This is a genomic window from Glaciimonas sp. PCH181 (assembly GCF_003056055.1).
Lineage (GTDB): Bacteria > Pseudomonadota > Gammaproteobacteria > Burkholderiales > Burkholderiaceae_D > Glaciimonas.
In genome coordinates this window covers 1,706,793-1,725,098 of sequence record NZ_PYFP01000001.1, presented here as the reverse complement: position 1 = coordinate 1,725,098, position 18,306 = coordinate 1,706,793, and the positions used below count along the sequence as shown (strand labels likewise).

15 protein-coding genes and 2 tRNA genes are annotated in these 18,306 nt (G+C 50.9%); 11 read left to right on the top strand and 6 right to left on the bottom strand.

From position 1 onward, the window contains the following. The first annotated feature begins 2 nt into the window (after positions 1-2). The 6 genes from C7W93_RS08015 to C7W93_RS07990 all read left to right on the top strand — a co-directional run bounded on the left by C7W93_RS08015 (position 3) and on the right by C7W93_RS07990 (position 8,052). Complete coding sequence (locus tag C7W93_RS08015) at positions 3-785, top strand: ATP-binding cassette domain-containing protein (protein ID WP_108439533.1); 783 nt, start codon at positions 3-5, stop codon at positions 783-785. 11 nt (positions 786-796) lie between these two features. Beyond that, positions 797-2,809: a 5-dehydro-2-deoxygluconokinase gene (gene iolC / locus C7W93_RS08010; RefSeq protein ID WP_108439532.1), complete on the top strand. Its 2,013-nt coding sequence runs from the start codon at positions 797-799 to the stop codon at positions 2,807-2,809. Continuing rightward, positions 2,806-4,683, top strand: a complete 1,878-nt coding sequence (gene iolD, locus C7W93_RS08005) for a 3D-(3,5/4)-trihydroxycyclohexane-1,2-dione acylhydrolase (decyclizing) (RefSeq protein WP_108439531.1) — start codon at positions 2,806-2,808, stop codon at positions 4,681-4,683. Before iolC ends, iolD begins: the two co-directional genes overlap by 4 nt. A gap of 12 nt (positions 4,684-4,695) precedes the next feature. Then, positions 4,696-5,625, top strand: a complete 930-nt coding sequence (iolE, locus tag C7W93_RS08000; RefSeq protein ID WP_108439530.1) for a myo-inosose-2 dehydratase — start codon at positions 4,696-4,698, stop codon at positions 5,623-5,625. Then, positions 5,622-6,416 carry a 5-deoxy-glucuronate isomerase gene (gene iolB / locus C7W93_RS07995; protein WP_108439529.1) on the top strand — a complete coding sequence of 265 codons (795 nt, stop codon included), beginning with the start codon at positions 5,622-5,624 and terminating at the stop codon, positions 6,414-6,416. The genes iolE and iolB overlap by 4 nt, the downstream gene beginning before the upstream one ends. A gap of 118 nt (positions 6,417-6,534) precedes the next feature. Then, entirely contained in the window at positions 6,535-8,052 is a 1,518-nt protein-coding gene (locus C7W93_RS07990) for a CoA-acylating methylmalonate-semialdehyde dehydrogenase (RefSeq protein WP_108439528.1), read from the top strand. Positions 8,053-8,276: 224 nt separating this feature from the next. Here C7W93_RS07990 and C7W93_RS07985 read toward each other — a convergent pair. Both C7W93_RS07985 and C7W93_RS07980 read right to left on the bottom strand, forming a co-directional pair. Next, positions 8,277-8,361 (bottom strand) — tRNA-Leu (locus C7W93_RS07985). Positions 8,362-8,739: 378 nt separating this feature from the next. Beyond that, positions 8,740-8,824, bottom strand: a tRNA-Leu gene (locus C7W93_RS07980). Positions 8,825-9,059: 235 nt separating this feature from the next. Between C7W93_RS07980 and rnr the strand changes: the two genes are divergently transcribed. The 5 genes from rnr to C7W93_RS07955 all read left to right on the top strand — a co-directional run bounded on the left by rnr (position 9,060) and on the right by C7W93_RS07955 (position 14,754). Continuing rightward, entirely contained in the window at positions 9,060-11,543 is a 2,484-nt protein-coding gene (gene rnr, locus C7W93_RS07975; RefSeq protein WP_108439527.1) for a ribonuclease R, read from the top strand. Positions 11,544-11,546: 3 nt separating this feature from the next. Beyond that, positions 11,547-12,290, top strand: coding sequence for a 23S rRNA (guanosine(2251)-2'-O)-methyltransferase RlmB (gene rlmB / locus C7W93_RS07970; protein WP_108439526.1), 744 nt, complete (start codon positions 11,547-11,549; stop codon positions 12,288-12,290). Positions 12,291-12,703: 413 nt separating this feature from the next. Next, positions 12,704-13,453: a serine O-acetyltransferase gene (gene cysE / locus C7W93_RS07965; protein ID WP_108439525.1), complete on the top strand. Its 750-nt coding sequence runs from the start codon at positions 12,704-12,706 to the stop codon at positions 13,451-13,453. Between the two features lie 120 nt (positions 13,454-13,573). Then, the gene (locus tag C7W93_RS07960) at positions 13,574-14,275 is read left to right on the top strand and encodes a YceH family protein (RefSeq protein WP_108439524.1); all 702 of its coding nucleotides are present in this window, start codon (positions 13,574-13,576) and stop codon (positions 14,273-14,275) included. Positions 14,276-14,550: 275 nt separating this feature from the next. Next, entirely contained in the window at positions 14,551-14,754 is a 204-nt protein-coding gene (locus C7W93_RS07955) for a cold-shock protein (protein WP_108439523.1), read from the top strand. A 248-nt stretch (positions 14,755-15,002) separates the two neighbouring features. Here the strand turns inward: C7W93_RS07955 and C7W93_RS07950 are convergent, their stop codons facing one another. The 4 genes from C7W93_RS07950 to C7W93_RS07935 form a co-directional block, all read right to left on the bottom strand. Beyond that, positions 15,003-15,584 (bottom strand): YSC84-related protein, encoded by a 582-nt coding sequence (locus C7W93_RS07950; protein ID WP_108439522.1) that lies wholly within the window; start codon positions 15,582-15,584, stop codon positions 15,003-15,005. 453 nt (positions 15,585-16,037) lie between these two features. After that, a complete protein-coding gene (locus tag C7W93_RS07945; RefSeq protein WP_108439521.1) occupies positions 16,038-16,832 on the bottom strand; it encodes a UDP-2,3-diacylglucosamine diphosphatase in 795 nt (264 codons plus the stop codon). A 24-nt stretch (positions 16,833-16,856) separates the two neighbouring features. Next, entirely contained in the window at positions 16,857-17,345 is a 489-nt protein-coding gene (locus C7W93_RS07940; RefSeq protein WP_108439520.1) for a peptidylprolyl isomerase, read from the bottom strand. 226 nt (positions 17,346-17,571) lie between these two features. Beyond that, entirely contained in the window at positions 17,572-18,174 is a 603-nt protein-coding gene (locus tag C7W93_RS07935; protein WP_108439519.1) for a peptidylprolyl isomerase, read from the bottom strand. Positions 18,175-18,306: the final 132 nt, after the last annotated feature.

Here is an 18,306-nt window from a genome sequence, read left to right as displayed (position 1 = left end):
TCATGAGCGACACTATTCTGGCTTTAGAAAACGTCAGTAAATTTTTTGGCTCCGTGATCGCGTTGCAGGGCGTCACTCTTCGTCTTAAAAAGGGCGAAGTACATTGTTTGCTGGGCGACAACGGCGCAGGAAAATCGACGTTAATTAAAACCCTGGCAGGGGTGCATAAGCCCTCTGAAGGGCAATATCTTGTCGATGACAAACCGGTTTCTTTTAATTCACCGAAAGAGGCGCTGGATGTCGGCGTGGCGACGGTATATCAGGATCTTGCATTGGTCCCTTTGTTATCGGTGGCGCGGAATTTTTTCATGGGCCGTGAACCGACAAAAAAGATATTCGGTATCACCGTGATGGATATGAAATACGCTGCGCAAACGGCTAGCGAGAAACTGGCTGAAATGGGCATCATGGTGCGTGATCCGCATCATGCAATCGGGACGATGTCGGGCGGTGAAAAGCAATGTCTGGCGATTGCCCGCGCGATTCATTTCGGTGCGCGAGTATTGATTTTGGATGAGCCGACAGCGGCGCTCGGCGTCAAGCAATCGTTCAATGTTCTCAAGCTCATTCATAAAGCGCGTGAGCGCGGTATTTCCGTGATTTTTATCACGCATAACGTTCATCATGCATACCCGATTGGTGACTCGTTCACGTTGCTTAATCGCGGCAAATCGATGGGGACATTTACTAAAGAAAATGTCTCTAAAGATGAGGTGCTGGACATGATGGCGGGCGGTGCGGAGATGCAGACGCTGATGAATCAACTCGAAGGCATCAGGATTTAAAGGGAATATTCATGACAACACCATTACATGCAGCGACCACCGTGAGCACGAGATTTGCACCGGATCGTCAGCGCGATATTATTTGTCTGGGCCGTCTGGCAGTGGATTTATATGCGCAACAAATTGGCGCACGGCTGGAGGACGTAACCAGCTTTGCTAAATATCTTGGCGGTTCTTCCGCGAATATTGCGTTTGGCTGCGCACGACTAGGCCTGAAATCGGCAATGCTGGCGCGGGTCGGTAACGAACACAATGGCCAGTTTCTGACCAAGGCGCTTGCTGCCGAGGGCTGCGATGTCAGCCAGATCAAAATCGATCCCGAGCGGCTGACAGCATTAGTTATGCTGGGCCTGAAGGACAGGGATACATTTCCGTTAATTTTCTATCGCGATAATTGCGCGGACATGGCGATTTCGGAAGAAGATATCGATGAGGCTTTCATCGCGTCTAGCAAAGCGCTGCTCATTACCGGCACGCATTTTTCGACCCAAAAAGTGCATCGCACCAGCAATCTGGCATTGGACTATGCGCGGCGGAATAACGTCCGCACGGTGTTGGATATCGATTACCGTCCGGTGCTGTGGGGCTTGGCCGCAAAGGGTGATGGTGAAACGCGTTTCATCGCTGACCATAATGTGACCGCGCATTTGCAGGGAATTTTACCGAAATTTGATCTGGTCGTCGGTACTGAAGAAGAATTTATGATTGCTGGCGGCGGTGCCAATATCATCGCTTCGTTGCTCGCCGTACGTGCGGTCAGCGCGGCGACATTGGTGGTCAAGCGCGGCCCGCTTGGGTGCGCGGTCATCCACGGCGACATCCCGGCAAGTCTGGACGAGGGTTTCAATTATCAGGGCGTGCAAGTTGAGGTATTAAATGTACTTGGCGCGGGTGATGCATTTTTGTCCGGTTTTCTGAAGGGCTGGCTGACTGGTGCGGATGATGAAACCTGCTGCCGTTACGCCAATGCCTGCGGTGCCTTAGTCGTATCACGCCATGCTTGTGCGCCGGCGATGCCGACGCCGGTTGAGTTGGAATATTTTCTAGCCAATAGTACGCGTCTGCAGCGTCCGGATCAGGATGCACATTTAACCCGTTTGCATCGGGTTACCGCACCGCGTCCGGCATGGGATGAATTGAATGTCTTCGCCTTTGATCATCGTAATCAATTTTTTGAATTGGCGCGTGAAAGCGGCGTTGCCGAAACGCGTCTGCCTGCATTGAAATGCCTGTTAGTGGAAGCCGTTGCGCAGACCGAAAAGGCGCTCAATCTGCAAGGCAAGATCGGTGTGTTGATCGACGATCGTTATGGTCAGGATGCCTTGAATGCCGCCACCGGCCGTGGTTGGTGGCTTGGACGTACTGTGGAACTGCCGTTGTCGAATCCGCTTGAGTTTGATTATGGCCGTTCGATAGGCTCACATCTGATTAGCTGGCCGCGTGAACAAGTCGTGAAATGTTTAGTGCAATTGCATCCTGACGACGCCGTTGAAAATCGTCTGGAACAAGAAGCACAAATCCGTGCGTTATATGACGCAGTGCAGGTCAGCGGGCATGAATTGTTGCTGGAAATTATTCCCTCAAAAAACTTGGAAATCACCGACACCACCGTGTTGCGAGCGCTTAAGCGTTTGTATAACTTGGGTATCTACCCAGAATGGTGGAAGCTGGAATCAATGGCCCCAGCGCAATGGACGGCGATTGATAGTCTGATCGCAGAACGCGACCCTTATTGCCGCGGTGTGGTGTTGCTGGGATTGAACGCATCGGTAGAGCAATTGGCAGCAGGATTTCTGGCCTCAAAAGATAGTAAGACTTGCCGTGGCTTTATGGTGGGGCGGACAATTTTTCATGCGCCTGCACGCCGTTGGCTGCAAGGTGAAATTGATGATGCAGCATTGATCGCAGAGGTACGCGCGACCTTTGAACAACTGATTGGCGTCTGGCAGTCCAGCCACGGACGTACCGCAGCAATTCCGCAGACAGCATCGGCAGAAACAAAAAATGTGGAGCGCGCAGCATGAGCAACGATAGCGGGACAATTCGACTAACGATGGCGCAGGCGCTGGTGCGCTATCTGGCGGCGCTGCGAGTTATGACCGCAGACGGGAATGGTGAAGCGCCATTATTCGGTGGCGTCTTTGCGATTTTCGGCCACGGCAATGTCGCCGGGTTGGGAGAGGCGCTGTATCAGCACCGCGAAGAATTGCCGACCTATCGGGCGCACAACGAGCAGGCCATGGCACATGCAGCAATTGGCTATGCCAAAGCACATATGCGGCGGCGCATGATGGCGGTCACCAGTTCGATAGGACCGGGCGCGACTAATCTATTGACGGCGGCAGCGCTGGCGCATGTGAATCGCTTGCCGGTGCTGTTGCTGCCGGGGGATATTTTCGTCTCACGGCGACCCGATCCGGTGCTGCAACAACTGGAAAATTTTCAGGACGGCAGTGTTTCGGTGAATGATGCATTTAAGCCGTTGTCGCGTTATTTTGATCGGATTATTTATCCTGAGCAGTTGCTGACCGCGCTGCCACGGGCGATTCAGGTATTAACCGATCCGGCGCAATGCGGGCCTGTGACATTGGCGTTGCCGCAGGATGTGCAGACGATGGCCTACGATTTTCCGTTGGCATTTTTCAAACCGAAACTGGTGACGTTTCGGGCACAGCCGCCTGCCGCCGATGAATTGCAGCAAGTCTTGGGCTTGTTAAAAAATGCCCGGCAACCGTTGATCGTTGCCGGTGGCGGAGTCTTATATGGCAATGCCACTGAGACTTTGCGCAAATTCGCCGAAGAGCACGGCGTGCCGGTTGCAGAAACGCAGGCTGGCAAAGGCGCGTTGCCGTGGGATCATCCGTTGCAACTGGGCGCACTTGGCGTCACCGGCTCGCCTGCGGCAAATACAATGGCCGATCACGCCGATGTGGTGATTGCTGTCGGTAGTCGCTTGCAGGATTTCACCACCGGATCGCATTCGTTGTTTGCACAGGCGCAATTGATCAATATCAATGTCAATTCTTGCGATGCTATGAAGTGGCAAGGTGCCAGCATGTTGTCGGATGCCGCTTTGGGTTTGACTGCTTTGTCACGCGAGCTTAAAGATTGGCGCGCCAGTGAAACCTGGACTGTTGAGGCAAATGAGCAAGCGGCAGCATGGCGCGCTACCGTCAACGGCATCACCCATCGGTGCGAAATCGCCGCGCCTGAGTTACCTTACGATGGCGAAGTCATCGGCGCAGTGCAGCGTTCAAGCAGCGCTTCGCCGGTGAGCGATATCGTGGTCTGCGCGGCCGGGACCTTGCCAGCGGAACTTCACAAACTGTGGCGCACAGCAACGCCGGGCGGCTATCACGTCGAGTACGGCTATTCTTGTATGGGCTATGAAATTGCCGGTGCACTTGGCGTCAAGCTGGCTAAGCCGGAACGAGAAGTGATCGTGATGGTGGGCGATGGCAGCTATTTGATGATGAACTCTGAAATCGCGACTTCAGTCATGCTGGATAAAAAACTGATTATCGTGGTGCTGGACAATCGTGGTTATGGCTGCATCAATCGTCTGCAACAAGCTTGTGGCGGTGCACCGTTCAACAATATGCTGGAAGACTGCTTGCAGGGTGCTCTTGGTGCGCCGCAGATTGACTTTGCCGCGCATGCCAGATCGTTGGGTGCAATCGCTGAGAATGTTAAATCGATCCCTGAATTGGAAGCCGCAATGCAGCGCGCCCGTGCTGCGGATCGGACCTATCTGGTCTGCATCGATACCGACCCTAAACGGACTACCGAGGATGGTGGCTGCTGGTGGGAAGTCGCGGTGCCGGAAGTCTCAGCGCGGGCGTCGGTACAACTGGCGCGTGAGCAATACGAGCAAGCGCAACTGAACCAAAAAATCTAAAGAGGCAATAGCGTGGCTAAACAATTTAACGTAAAAATTGGGATTAACCCGATCTCGTGGATGAACGATGATTTGCCTTCCTTGGGTGGCGAGACGCCGTTGGAAGTCGCCTTGGCAGAAGGCGCACAGATCGGCTATCGCGGGTTTGAGTTGGGCAATAAGTTTCCGAAGGAGCCTACGGCATTACGGGCGGTTTTGGGTAAATATGCGTTGGAGTGCGTGTCCGGCTGGTATTCCGGTCGCCTAGCGACTGGCTCGGTAGAGGATGAAATCGCGTCTGTCGGACCGCATCTGCGGTTGCTGGCCGAAAACGGCGCAACGGTAATGGTCTATGGTGAGGTCGCGAATGCGATTCAGGGACGGCCCGATCCGCTTTATAAACGACCGCAATTTAACAGCGCCGGGCAATGGCAGGAATATGCGGACAAGTTGACTGCGTTTGCAACTTACACGTTATCGCACGGCGTGCGGCTGTCGTATCACCATCATATGGGGGCCTATGTCGAGACGCCAGCGGATGTTGATCGGCTGATGGCGCTGACGGGCGAGGCGGTCGGGCTGTTGTTTGATAGCGGCCATATTACGTTTGCAGGCGGCGATCCGGTCGCGGTGCTCTCAAAACATATAGCGCGGGTATCTCACGTACATTGTAAGGACGTGCGTCCGGCAGTGATGAAAATGGCGCGCAATCGGAATTGGAGTTTTCTGCAATCGGTCATTAATGGTGCGTTCACCGTACCGGGCGATGGCGGGATTGATTTTGCGGCGTTGTTGCAGGTGCTGCATCAACATGATTATCAAGGCTGGCTGGTGGTGGAGGCTGAGCAAGATCCAGCGGTGGCACCAAGTTATCAATATGCCGAAATGGGCTACCAGTACCTGGCCGCGTTGGTGCAGAGGATTGAGAATGGCGATTTGACCGGCATGGCGGAGGCCGCATGAACTTATTAGTCAAAGGTCGGCAAGAAGGGCGCGAGATTGTCACCGTCACGCCGCAATCCGCTGGCTGGAATTATGTGGGCTTTGCGGCTTATCGGCTAGGACATAACGAGCATGTCGATTTCGATACCGGCGCGCGGGAATGTTGCATCGTAGTTTTGCGTGGCGTGGTCAGCGTGCGGGCCGAGGATACTTTGTGGGCCGAGATCGGCGAACGCTATAGCGTCTTTGATGATGCCTCGCCATATTCTGTTTACGTGCCGCATAGTCACGCTGTCAGTATCGTCGCGCATGGCGATGCGGAAATTGCGGTGTGTAGCGCGCCCGGTCATGGCGATCTGGCAGCCAGATTGATCGAGCCAGCCAGCGCCAAACGCTCGGTGCGCGGGCAGGGCAGCAATACCCGCTATGTGTGCGATATTTTGCCGCAAACCGCGCCAGCCGACCATTTGCTGGTAGTTGAGGTGATTACACCGGGCGGCCATTCTTCAAGTTATCCGCCGCATAAACACGATACCGACAATATTCCGGATGAAAGTTCGCTGGAAGAAACTTATTACCATCGGATCAACCCTTCGCAAGGTTTTGCCTTCCAGCGCGTGTATACCGATGACCGTTCGCTGGACGTGGCAATGGCGGTCGAAAATCATGATGTTGTGATGGTCCCAAAGGGCTATCATCCAGTGGTTGCGCCGCATGGTTACGATTGTTATTACCTCAATGTGATGGCCGGTCCAAAACGGTCCTGGCATTTCAAAAACGACCCGGCCCATGATTGGCTCATACCGCGTTAGCGATTTGTGCGTGGCGGTCATATGTAGCGCTTATTTACAAATTACACGTCCACGCCATCGGCCCTTTTGCCGAAAGTCTCTCTGAATCTATCGTTATTTACTTTCGAGGTTAATTATTATGTCACTCCAGAATAGTGCCGCTCCTGCGGTATTGGGTCATTTCATCAACGGTCAGCAGGTAGCCTCCCTAAGCGAACGCACCAGCGATGTGTTTAATCCCGCCACAGGTGCCGTCAGCGCCAAAGTAGGGCTTGCATCGCATGCTGAAGTTGATGCCGCAGTTGCCGCTGCGAAGGCTGCTTTCCCCGCATGGTCGGCATTGCCGCCATTGCGCCGCGCCCGCATCATGTTTAAATTCAAAGAATTGCTGGATCAGAATCATGACCGTCTGGCGGCCCTGATCACCAGCGAGCACGGCAAAGTATTTACCGATGCGAAGGGCGAAGTTACGCGGGGCATAGAAGTCGCCGAATTTTCCACCGGCATCCCGCAATTGCTAAAAGGCGAATATACCGAGCAGATCAGCAATGGGATTGACGCCTGGACCATGCGTCAGCCGCTGGGCGTTTGCGCAGGCATTACACCATTTAATTTTCCGGTCATGGTGCCGATGTGGATGTTTCCGATGGCGATTGCTTGCGGCAATACGTTTGTCTTGAAGCCGTCCGAGCGCGATCCCTCGGCCAGTTTGTTATTGGCTGAACTGTTAAAGGAAGCCGGTTTGCCGGATGGCGTCTTTAATGTAGTGCAGGGCGATAAAGTGGCGGTTGATGCCATCCTTGATCACCCCGATGTCAAGGCTGTCAGTTTTGTCGGCTCGACCCCAATTGCAGAATATATTTACGCGACGGGCTGTGCCAAGGGTAAGCGAGTTCAGGCGCTGGGCGGCGCTAAAAACCATATGGTTGTGATGCCGGACGCGGACTTGCATCAGACTGTCGATGCCTTGATCGGTGCCGGTTACGGTTCTGCAGGCGAGCGCTGCATGGCGATTTCAGTTGCGGTTGCAGTTGGAGATGTTGCAGATAAATTGGTGGCTGCGCTGGCACCGCGCGTGCGCGAACTTCGGATCAATCAGGGCATGGATCTGGAAGCAGAAATGGGGCCGGTCGTCACCCAGATTCACAAAGATAAAATCCTGGGTTACATCAATGACGGCATCGATGCTGGCGCGACGCTGGCAGTCGATGGACGCAGTTTTACGGTTCCCGGACATGAAAACGGCTTCTTTCTGGGAGGCACATTATTTGACCATGTCACCGCTGACATGAAAATTTATCAAGAAGAAATTTTCGGGCCGGTCTTATGCATCGTCCGCGTGCCAGACTTTGCGGCGGCGCTGGATCTGGTGAATGCGCATGAATTCGGCAACGGCACGGCGATCTTCACCCGCGATGGCAATACGGCGCGTGAATACACGTCAAGAGTCCAGGTCGGGATGGTCGGCGTTAATGTGCCTATTCCTGTGCCGATGGCTTTTCATAGTTTTGGCGGTTGGAAACGGAGTCTGTTTGGAGATCATCACGCCCACGGCCCAGAGTCGGTGCGCTTTTATACTAAGCAAAAGGCAGTAACTCAGCGCTGGCCTGCGACGATTTCGGCCGGAGCCGAATTTGCCATGCCTACTATGAAGTAAGTTTGCAGAGGTTTGTGATCGTTAGGCTGTGACGGCAACGGAAGGCGGGAATCTCTTTGAAACGAGAGGTTCCCGACTTGCATGTTGCTGGATTTGGCGCTGGTCATCAGCAATAATTTCTCCGTCCTATTGCAGGCACAAATCTCAAACACAAATTCCAGATACAAAAAAACCGCATAAACATTGATGTTTATGCGGTTTCTCTATTTTTTGCACCAATTACTTGGTGCCCACGGAGGGACTCGAACCCCCACACCCGAAGGCACATGGACCTGAACCATGCGCGTCTACCAATTCCGCCACGTGGGCTTTTTGTTGCTAGTCATTAAGACTCTCAACAATTGCGAAGGACGAATAATACGTGCATTTAGTGTTCTCGGTCAATGAAAGAGTGGCTAAATTTAAAGGTTTGTCTATTTCCTGAATGACATCAGAAGAAATTAGCGCATCGCTTGTCGAAATAGGCCGATTGGGCCGCGATTGAATAGAGAGTTGGCTAAATTTTGCGCTTCACAGGCTTGGGCATTCAACCATAAAGAAAGCGCTTATCTGAGATGATCAGATTGCATTTATTGGCGAAGTTAGCCGTATCGAGAGCTATATTGGTGCGCACAAAGAAAAAAACATAAAAAAAACCGCATAAACATTGATGTTTATGCGGTTTCTCTATTTTTTGCACCAATTACTTGGTGCCCACGGAGGGACTCGAACCCCCACACCCGAAGGCACATGGACCTGAACCATGCGCGTCTACCAATTCCGCCACGTGGGCTTTTTCAAAAAATTAAGGCTAGGCCTAATTCCTGAGAAGACCAAGATTATAATTGAACGCTAAAATAAGTCAACTCAGCGAATCGCGAGGGGGTATTTATCGCTATATTACAGTGGCTAACTAGGAGAATGCGGCTATCCTCCGTTACACTAAGCGCTAATTTCCAGTCTTACCGTGCTGAGATCTGACGTATTTACCCGATTTTTATCAATAACAACTACCGCCAACACGCCTCTTGAGCCAATATTCCTACACCATCCCTAGCCGGGAGGAAATTCTCGGCCTTCTGCGGACCTCCTCAGAACCGCAAAATATCGCCGCCCTTGCTGCTGCGCTTGGCGTTAAGCCCGACGAAATGGAAGGGTTGACGCGCCGCCTAAATGCCATGGACCGAGACGGGCAAATCAAGCCGGATCGTGCTGGCATTTATAAGCTCACCAATTCCCCGGATTTTATCGAAGGCCGCGTTAGCAGCCACCGGGATGGCTATGGCTTTTTGATTCCGGACGATGGCGGTGGCGATGTTTTCCTGCCTGAAAAAGAAATGCAGAAAGTGCTTAACGGCGACCGTGTTCAGGCGCGTGTTACTGGCACTGACCGCCGTGGCCGTCCAGAGGGCACTATCGTAGAGGTTGTTACGCGGGCCAATACCCACGTCATCGGTCGTTTGCTCAATGAAAACGGGGTTTGGGTGATTGCGCCGGAAGACAAGCGCATCAGTCAGGACATTATTTTGTCGGGATCGCCGGGTAAGGCTAAAGCCGGGCAGGTGGTCAGCGTCGAATTGACCGAGCAGCCATCGCGGTTTACGCAGCCGGTAGGCAAGATTTCTGAAATTTTGGGTGACATTGACGATCCCGGAATGGAGATCGAAATTGCTGTGCGTAAGTATGGCGTTCCCCATGAATTTTCTGCTGCGGCACAAAAAGCTGCGTCTAAACTACCAAATATCGTTGTTGACGCCGATTTAGCCGAACGCGTCGATTTGCGCGACGTGCCGCTGGTCACGATTGATGGCGAAGATGCACGGGATTTTGACGATGCGGTGTATTGCGAGCCGGTTAAAATCGGTCGTACTACAGGATATCGTCTGATCGTCGCGATTGCCGATGTCAGTCATTACGTCAAACCAAACGATGCGCTAGATGTGGATGCGCTTGAGCGTAGTACTTCCGTGTATTTCCCGCGCCGGGTTATCCCGATGTTGCCGGAAAAACTCTCAAACGGTTTGTGTTCGCTCAATCCGGATGTTGATCGTCTGACGCTGGTATGTGATGCCGTGATTACCGCCAAAGGCGAAATTAAGGCTTATCAGTTTTATCCTGCGGTAATTCATTCTGCGGCACGCCTGACTTATACCGAAGTCGCTGCGGTCCTCGGTAATACTAAAGGCCCTGAAGCCGCTAAGCGCCCTGAATTAGTCCCGCATCTGCTGCATCTGTATGAAGTGTTTCATGCATTGCTGCAAGCGCGTCAAACACGTGGCGCAATTGATTTTGAAACCACTGAAACGTACATCGTTTGCAACGCTGCCGGGAAAATTGAAAAAATCCTGCCACGGACTCGCAATGATGCGCATCGTTTGATTGAAGAATGCATGCTGGCCGCCAATGTCTGCGCGGCCGATTTGCTAGAGCGTCACAAGCATCCTGGTCTATACCGGATTCATGCTAGCCCGACTAAAGAAAAGCTGGCAGTGTTACGCACGTTCTTGAAGCAAACCGGCCTGACGCTGGCTGGTGGCGATACGCCATCGGCTTCGGACTATGCTGCTTTGATGCCGAAGATCAAGGCACGGCCTGACGCGCTGTTGTTACAAACCATGCTGCTACGCTCAATGCAGCAAGCGGTTTATAGCCCGGAAAACATCGGTCACTTTGGTTTGTCTTACGAGCATTACGCGCATTTCACCAGCCCGATCCGACGTTACCCGGATTTGTTGACGCATCGTGCGATCAAAGCAATATTGTTAGGCAAGCGTTATGATCCAAAAGGCCTCGATACCAGTGGTCTGAATACGATGTTGTCGCCTGCCGGTCGGCGCAAGCAAGCGGAAGATAAAGCTGCTGGCAAAAAGAAAAACGAAGGCAGTCTGGCAATTTGGGAAGCCCTTGGCGTGCATTGTTCGGCCAACGAGCGACGCGCGGACGAGGCTTCACGTGATGTAGAAGCCTGGCTTAAATGCTATTTCATTCGCGATAAACTCGGCGAAGAATTCACCGGTACTATTTCCGGCGTGGCGACTTTTGGTATTTTCGTGCAACTCGATGCGTTGTATATCGAAGGCTTGGTTCACGTCACCGAATTGGGGGCGGATTACTTCCAGTACGATGAAGCGCGCCATGAGTTGCGTGGCGAACGGACCGGAATTCGGTACCAGTTGACTGACCGCGTGACGGTGCAAGTCAGCCGGGTTGATCTGGATGCACGCAAAATCGATCTGCGTCTGGTCACAGAGCCGGGTATCAAGACGGTCTTAAAAAATGAGGCGCGGCGTGCCGATAGCGAGCATGAAAAATCGCGTAGCAGAAAGGCCAAGTCGAAAGTCGATACGACCCCTGCAAATCGGATACCCGCCACACCAGTAAACAAAACAAGCAAGGCCGGTACAAGCGTCAAGCCTAAGGTAACTAAGGGCAAAAAAGCCAAAGTTACCATGAGCGTAGAAAAAACGCGTGAACCAAAGGCTTTCGTTAAATCAAGCAAGAAAAAAAGATAGAACATGAAAAGTAAAATGATATTCGGCTTTCACGCCGTCACCTCGCGCCTGCGTCACGAAGCTTCTTCGGTTGAAGAAATTTATGTGGACGCCAGCCGCATCGATGGCCGCATGAAAGAATTACTGAGCAACGCTAAAGCGCTTAACGTGCGCGTTATTCCAGTAGATGACCAGCGTCTGTCCAACATCGTTGGCACGCGTCGCCATCAAGGCGTCGTTGCCAAAGCCGGTGAGTTATCGCTGGCACGCAATCTGGACGAATTGCTGGATGCGATTGAAGGACCACCATTATTGCTAGTATTGGATGGCATCACCGATCCGCATAATCTGGGAGCCTGTTTGCGGGTTGCCGATGGCGTCGGTGCGCATGCTGTCATCGCTCCTAAAGACCGTGCAGTTGGCTTGAACGCGACGGCGGCCAAAGTTGCCAGCGGTGCTGCGGAAACGATCCCATACATCACTGTCACCAATCTTGCGCGGACATTGCGTGAATTAAAAGAGCGCAATATTTTGCTGATCGGTACGACCGAAGACGGCGAAAAAAGCTTATACGAAGCCGATTTCTCTGGCCCTGCAGCCCTGATCATGGGTTCAGAAGGCGAAGGCATGCGTCGTTTAACGCGTGAGACCTGCGATGTTTTGGTCCACGTTCCCATGTTCGGTTCGGTTGAAAGTCTGAACGTGTCGGTTGCATCCGGGGTTTGTTTGTATGAAGCACGTCGCCAACGGATGGCTAAAGGCGTATAGATTGTATCGATTGCCGGGCAAGGCGTGATTCTTCGCGCTTAGCCCGGCAATATGCATTTTATAGCCGACTATCCTGATCGTCATAGCAAATGCCGATAGCAGTCACATTGCGCTAAAGCTGTCGTATTATCGATTCAGATTTTTTCTCTCTTCGTCAAACTTCGTCAAGCGTCCTGCCTGACAAATGTATTTCCCTACAATTTTTCACTACGATCTAACGGATACATCGCCACGTCCCGCACATAAAGCGGCACCGTCAGATGTACCAAGACGCATCATTACTTGTCATCAAAAGACGGCTACCCGGTTTTGGCTTAATATGACGCCTCGTTATGCGTTGTGTGATATTCGATATTTGTTATTCGGTATTGCCGCCATATTTTTAGCCAACTTAGCCAATTACTTTAGTCCCTATGTTCAGTCGCATTCGTGAAGACATTGCCAATATCATGGCCCGAGATCCCGCCGCCCGCACCGTTGTGGAGGTTGTGTGCTGTTACCCGGGGTTTCATGCGATCGTCATGCACCGCTGGGCTAAGAGTTGCTGGCAGCATGATCTGAAGCTGTTGGGACGTTTTATTTCCTACATAGGACGGATTCTTACCGGTATTGAAATTCATCCCGGCGCGACAATAGGCCATCGGGTATTTATTGATCATGGTTTTGGCGTCGTCATTGGTGAGACCGCTGATGTGGGTGACGATTGCACTATTTATCAAGGGGTAACGCTGGGCGGGACATCGTTGGGCAAAGGGATTAAACGCCATCCAACTTTGGGGCGCGGCGTGATTGTCGGTGCCGGTGCAAAAATACTTGGAAGTTTTACAGTAGGCGAGGGTGCTAAAGTTGGTTCTAACGCGGTAGTGGTAAAAGAGGTTCCTGCTGGCGCAACTGCGGTTGGTAATCCTGCCCGTATCATCCAAAAAGAAACGCATAATGCGCAAGAAGAAGCCGCTGCAAGGATGTTTGCCGCCTATGGCGTTACACCAAATGGCGATGATCCCTTATCGAAGGCGCTGCACGGTTTGATTGATAATGCCGCTTCGCAAGAACATCAAATTTCCCGTATTGTGGCATTGTTGAAAGCTTCCGGTATTGCTTGCGATAGTTTGCCGCCGTTGGATAAGTTCGATCCCGAGCAGCTCAATAAACTGGTTGAGTAATTACGTATTTGCACGCAAAACAGCACGTCTTTGACTGCTAAAGTAATATATCAGGCTGGCGCTTGAATCTGGCACGGGGTGTATGCGCAGATCAGGGTAAATGTACTTACAGGAGATTAGATGATAGAACCGGAAACTAGCTCTCCCTCAGTTGGAAGCGACGCTATTCTCGATGTGTTTGAAATTCGCGTGCTGGCGGTGCTTGCAGAAAAAGAAGCATTAACGCCAGACAATTATCCACTCTCACTCAATACCCTCGTCAACGGTTGTAATCAGTTATCCAGTCGCGATCCGGTAATGTCGATTTCTGAGTCGACAGTGATGGAAGTCTTGCAGCGACTAATGCAGCGTAAATTGGTTGTAGGCGTGAATCAGGCCGGTGCACGGGTTGTCAAATACGAGCATCGCATGCGGGTGAAATGGACGCTTGAGCCGGATAAATTGGCCGTCTTGACGACCTTGATGTTGCGCGGGGTGCAGACGGCTGGCGAATTGCGCACACGTTGCAGTCGCCAATATGAATTTGCATCTTTGCCCGACGTCGAGACAGCATTGCAATTTCTCATCGATAAATATCCGCCGCTGGTCGCCCGTCTCGCTAAAGGACCGGGAACGAAAGAGCCACGCTATGCGCAATTGTTGGCCGGTGAAGAAGTGCTGGAGCAACAACTGGCCGCTGAAGCATTCTCGAATAATGCCATTGCCCATCGGGGAGATCGTCAGGATCGCGTTGCTAATCTTGAGGAAGAAGTCGTTCAGTTACGTCAACAAATCGTAGACTTAGCGGAGCAATTTGCTGAATTTAAACGTCAATTTGAATAACGGACGCCATTAGTAGTGTCTGGATCAGAACGAGACCATCACTAATTACATCGTTATGCGGTAATCGCCTACGCAGTAGATCAGGTATTCCCTTATAAAGAAATCTCTAATCCCCGATTGTATTCACTTCCTATAATCGAGATCATGAAGTTGATATCTAGGTTGATATTTGTTAATACAGAGTGGGTAGTTTAGTTAGAGTCGCAATACTTATAAGTCATCCGCCGCTCTTCCTTTTCGACTCGTGTAGCGTGTAATTATTGAAAGAATGCATCATGACAACAGGCACAGTTAAATGGTTTAATGATTCCAAAGGTTTCGGTTTCATCACCCCGGACGACGGCGGCGAAGATTTGTTCGCACACTTCTCCGCAATTCAGATGGGTGGCTTTAAGACGCTTAAAGAAGGTCAAAAAGTACAGTTCGATATCATGCAAGGGCCAAAAGGCAAGCAGGCGTCGAACATCCAAAATCCTTAATAGCATCCCCGTATAAAGCCTAGGTTTATATCTATGCGTTCAGGTTCACAACTCGGCAGGGTTTGTGGGCCTTTTTACTATGGGATATAGCGAATGGCATTGTATAAAGCAATATTTAGTATTTTTCAACGCGGTGTTGGCAATCCCCTTTTAGTCCCCTTTGCTCATTGCTACATTTTCGCTATCAAAAATAAAATTAGCGCTTTTCAGCGCTAATTCAGTCAGTAAGGTTGCAGCGGCCACCCGTATCAGATATCGAGACGCGTGACCTTGGTTCCTTCCAGCGTCAGATTTGCCATCAAGCCACTATTGGTAAGTACAAAGCCGAGAACCGAAGCGGTGATCGAGCTAGTATCAATGTTGCCGTTTGCACCAATTTTAAGCATCGCAACCGAAGCATCTGCGCCGACGGCCCATCCTTTACTATCGCGGAATTTATTCAGGGCTTCTGGCGTCATGAACAAGAAGAAGATTGCTTTGGATTGCGCGCCAATCTGGAAACCGATGGATGCAGAGGCCGTGCTGTAATAGCCGTTTGAGGCGCCTCCCATGCGTAGCGCACCTTCGCCATACTGTCCGCCTAACCATAAGCCAGCGGCGATCACTGATGGAAATACTAGTACGCCTTGCGCTTTTTTAACCAGATCACGTGAACCGGGTGCAGCCGTATATAAACGCGTTAAAGCGGAATCAATGTTGTTATCTATTTCATGGCGACGTTTGTCAGGGTCTGCATTGGTGGATGGGCGGGTGGTGGTGCAGCCAGTAACCGTTAAGCCTGCCGCAGCAAGCACACCGGCGGTTTTCAGTACAAAATCCCGTCTATACATGATGCTCTCCATCAAGTTATGTAGAGTTAGAAAAACTCGGATTCAGTCATGGTTGAATCTAGTGGTTTTTTTGCATCTGTACCGTTTCGGCGAACGGCTGTTAACGGCTTGGGTTTGAATAAACTCAGGCAAGAATAATTTTGTAGTCAAAATGTCATACCGTTTTGATAATTTTAGGTGATATAAATTGATTTGCAAGGCTTTCAACAACGAAGACAAAGCTGGCGTTGCGTGTTTGTTGCCTATTATGAATGCAGAGGTGCGTCAGATTTTTGTGGGAAGCGTTTCTTCCGGAGGAATTCTGGGTGTAAGGGGCACGCTATCGTTACTGACGAAGCGACCTTATGATCAAACTAAGTTGATGAATGTCAGGCAGGGATGTGGCGAGAAATCTATACGGCGGCGGTAATAGTAATGTGCTGGTTAAATATCAGTCGACAGTTGTTTAGCACATCAGACCAGCTCGTTACCATCGTGGCCAAAGCTTCGGATAACACCATCCGCGTCCATCGCTATCCAGCCACCGCGTTGTCTGACGACATCGTAATCCCAATCCGGTAAAACATACCGTTTCAAGGTTTTATCTGCGACGGCATAGGTATGCAGCGCCGGTCGATGCGTATGTCCGTGAATCAGCGTGTCGGTTTCTGTTTCAGCAAACAATGTTGTAATTGCTTGTTGATTCACATCCATGATTTCCATCGATTTGTGCTGTTGTTCTTTGCGGCTTTGATCCCGTGCACCGGCGATGATGGTCTTGCGTTGCGCCAGCGGCAGGGCGAGAAATTGTTGTTGCCACTGTGGTTGCCGTACCTGCGCACGAAATGTCATGTAGTCGACATCGTCGGTACATTGCGCATCCCCATGCGCCAAGGTTACGCGCCGGCCACCAATCGTGGCGACGAATGGATCTGGTAGTAGCGCCAGCCCGGCAGCCTGTGCAAAAGCATCTGCTACTAAAAAATCCCGATTGCCAGCGATCCAAAACACCTCCACACCCGCCGCGCTCACCTGACGAATAGCCTCGGCGATGTGATGGTTGTAAGGTGTTTCCAAATCGTCGTCACCAGCCCAATACTCGAACAAATCACCCAGCAGATACAGTTGTCGCGCGTTGCGTGCATGCGTCTGCAAAAAATCGTAAAACGCTTGCGTGGTGCACGGATGCGCTTCTTGCAGATGCAGGTCCGAGATGAACAGTGCTATCGCGGGTTGCTGTACCAGCGTGGATGAAATGGTGTCGGACATAGTTGGTTGGTGAGATTCGGACGATTAAATGACTTCAGCTTTTTCGATGATGACGTCATCGACTGGTACGTCGGCAAACATACCTGTGCGGGTAGTTTTAACAGCCTTGATTTTGTCTACGACATCCATGCCTGCAGTGACTGTGCCGAATACACAGTAGCCCCAACCGTCTTGGCCTGGATAGTCCAGGAAGCTGTTGTTTTTGATGTTGATGAAGAACTGTGCGGATGCTGAATGTGGATCTGAAGTACGTGCCATTGCCAATGTGTAAGGCAGATTTTTGAGGCCGTTTTTAGCTTCGTTTTCAACATTTGCGTTAGTTGGCTTCTGTTTCATGCCAGGCTCAAAACCACCGCCTTGAACCATGAAACCATCAATCACGCGGTGAAAAATGGTGCCGTTGTAATGGCCGGAATTGACATATGCAAGAAAGTTTTCAACTGTCTTGGGCGCTTTTTCTGCATCTAGTTCGATAGTAATGTCGCCGTGGTTCGTCTTTAAAATGACAGTCATGATATTCCTTGTGAGTTAGTGAGAAAAAATAGGGTGATATGTTGGGATATTGCTTAGGTAATTGGTGAGGTCGATAGCAGAGCATAACGTCATGTCGGCAACGCTTGACGACACACAATAACAAATACTTAAAGTTAGAACTAATTCGTTCTAATTCATTATTACTCAGCGCTTTTCAGCACTGAATAATACGAAAAAACAGAACAATTATAGTCAACTTACCTATTTATTTCGTAATCGTTGCCGATTCGATGACGACCGGTTGCGCAGGTACATCCTGGCCGCCGATTCTTACTTTTTTAATCTTGTCGACGACATCCATTCCCTTAATGACCTTACCAAATACCGCATAGCCGTAACCATCCTGGCCAGGGTAGTTTAGAAATTGATTGTCTTTGACATTGATAAAGAATTGCGCTGCGGCAGACTGCGGATCCGAAGTACGCGCCATGGCAACGCTATATTCTGTATTTTTTAAACCGTTTTTGCCTTCGTTTTCAACTTTATTTGGAGCAGATTTTTCTCTCATGTTTTTGTCAAAGCCACCACCCTGAATCATGAAACCATCAATCACGCGATGGAAAATGGTGCCGTTGTATTGACCTGCATTGACATAACTCAGAAAATTCTTGACGGTCTTTGGGGCTTTTTCCGCATTCAATTCAAGCACGATATCGCCCATGTTGGTTTTTAGCAGCACATGTGGCGTGTCGGCCGCTTGTGCGCTAGAAAAGGCGCACGATAACGATAGAACGGCAACTGAAGATGCCAGGACACTGAAAAAGGTGCGGCGCGAAGGCGTTACGGTGTTGCGCTTGGTGCGTTGCATGAAGAATCCCTTTTGGTGAGTAATGCTAAGTAATGCGATTTTACTTTTCCGCACTGCTTGGTTGTCTGGTTGTTTGATATACTTCGGCGAAAAGAAGCATTTTATCAAACTAAGCATTGCAAAAGAGTTTTG

Excerpts from the sequence above, each read along its gene's own strand:
- C7W93_RS08015 (WP_108439533.1), top strand. The coding sequence starts at position 3 with ATGAGCGACACTATTCTGGCTTTAGAAAACGTCAGTAAATTTTTTGGC.
- iolC (WP_108439532.1), top strand. The coding sequence starts at position 797 with ATGACAACACCATTACATGCAGCGACCACCGTGAGCACGAGATTTGCA.
- iolD (WP_108439531.1), top strand. The coding sequence starts at position 2,806 with ATGAGCAACGATAGCGGGACAATTCGACTAACGATGGCGCAGGCGCTG.
- iolB (WP_108439529.1), top strand. The coding sequence starts at position 5,622 with ATGAACTTATTAGTCAAAGGTCGGCAAGAAGGGCGCGAGATTGTCACC.
- C7W93_RS07990 (WP_108439528.1), top strand. The coding sequence starts at position 6,535 with ATGTCACTCCAGAATAGTGCCGCTCCTGCGGTATTGGGTCATTTCATC.
- rlmB (WP_108439526.1), top strand. The coding sequence starts at position 11,547 with ATGAAAAGTAAAATGATATTCGGCTTTCACGCCGTCACCTCGCGCCTG.
- cysE (WP_108439525.1), top strand. The coding sequence starts at position 12,704 with ATGTTCAGTCGCATTCGTGAAGACATTGCCAATATCATGGCCCGAGAT.
- C7W93_RS07960 (WP_108439524.1), top strand. The coding sequence starts at position 13,574 with ATGATAGAACCGGAAACTAGCTCTCCCTCAGTTGGAAGCGACGCTATT.
- C7W93_RS07955 (WP_108439523.1), top strand. The coding sequence starts at position 14,551 with ATGACAACAGGCACAGTTAAATGGTTTAATGATTCCAAAGGTTTCGGT.
- C7W93_RS07950 (WP_108439522.1), bottom strand. The coding sequence starts at position 15,584 with ATGTATAGACGGGATTTTGTACTGAAAACCGCCGGTGTGCTTGCTGCG.
- C7W93_RS07945 (WP_108439521.1), bottom strand. The coding sequence starts at position 16,832 with ATGTCCGACACCATTTCATCCACGCTGGTACAGCAACCCGCGATAGCA.
- C7W93_RS07940 (WP_108439520.1), bottom strand. The coding sequence starts at position 17,345 with ATGACTGTCATTTTAAAGACGAACCACGGCGACATTACTATCGAACTA.
- C7W93_RS07935 (WP_108439519.1), bottom strand. The coding sequence starts at position 18,174 with ATGCAACGCACCAAGCGCAACACCGTAACGCCTTCGCGCCGCACCTTT.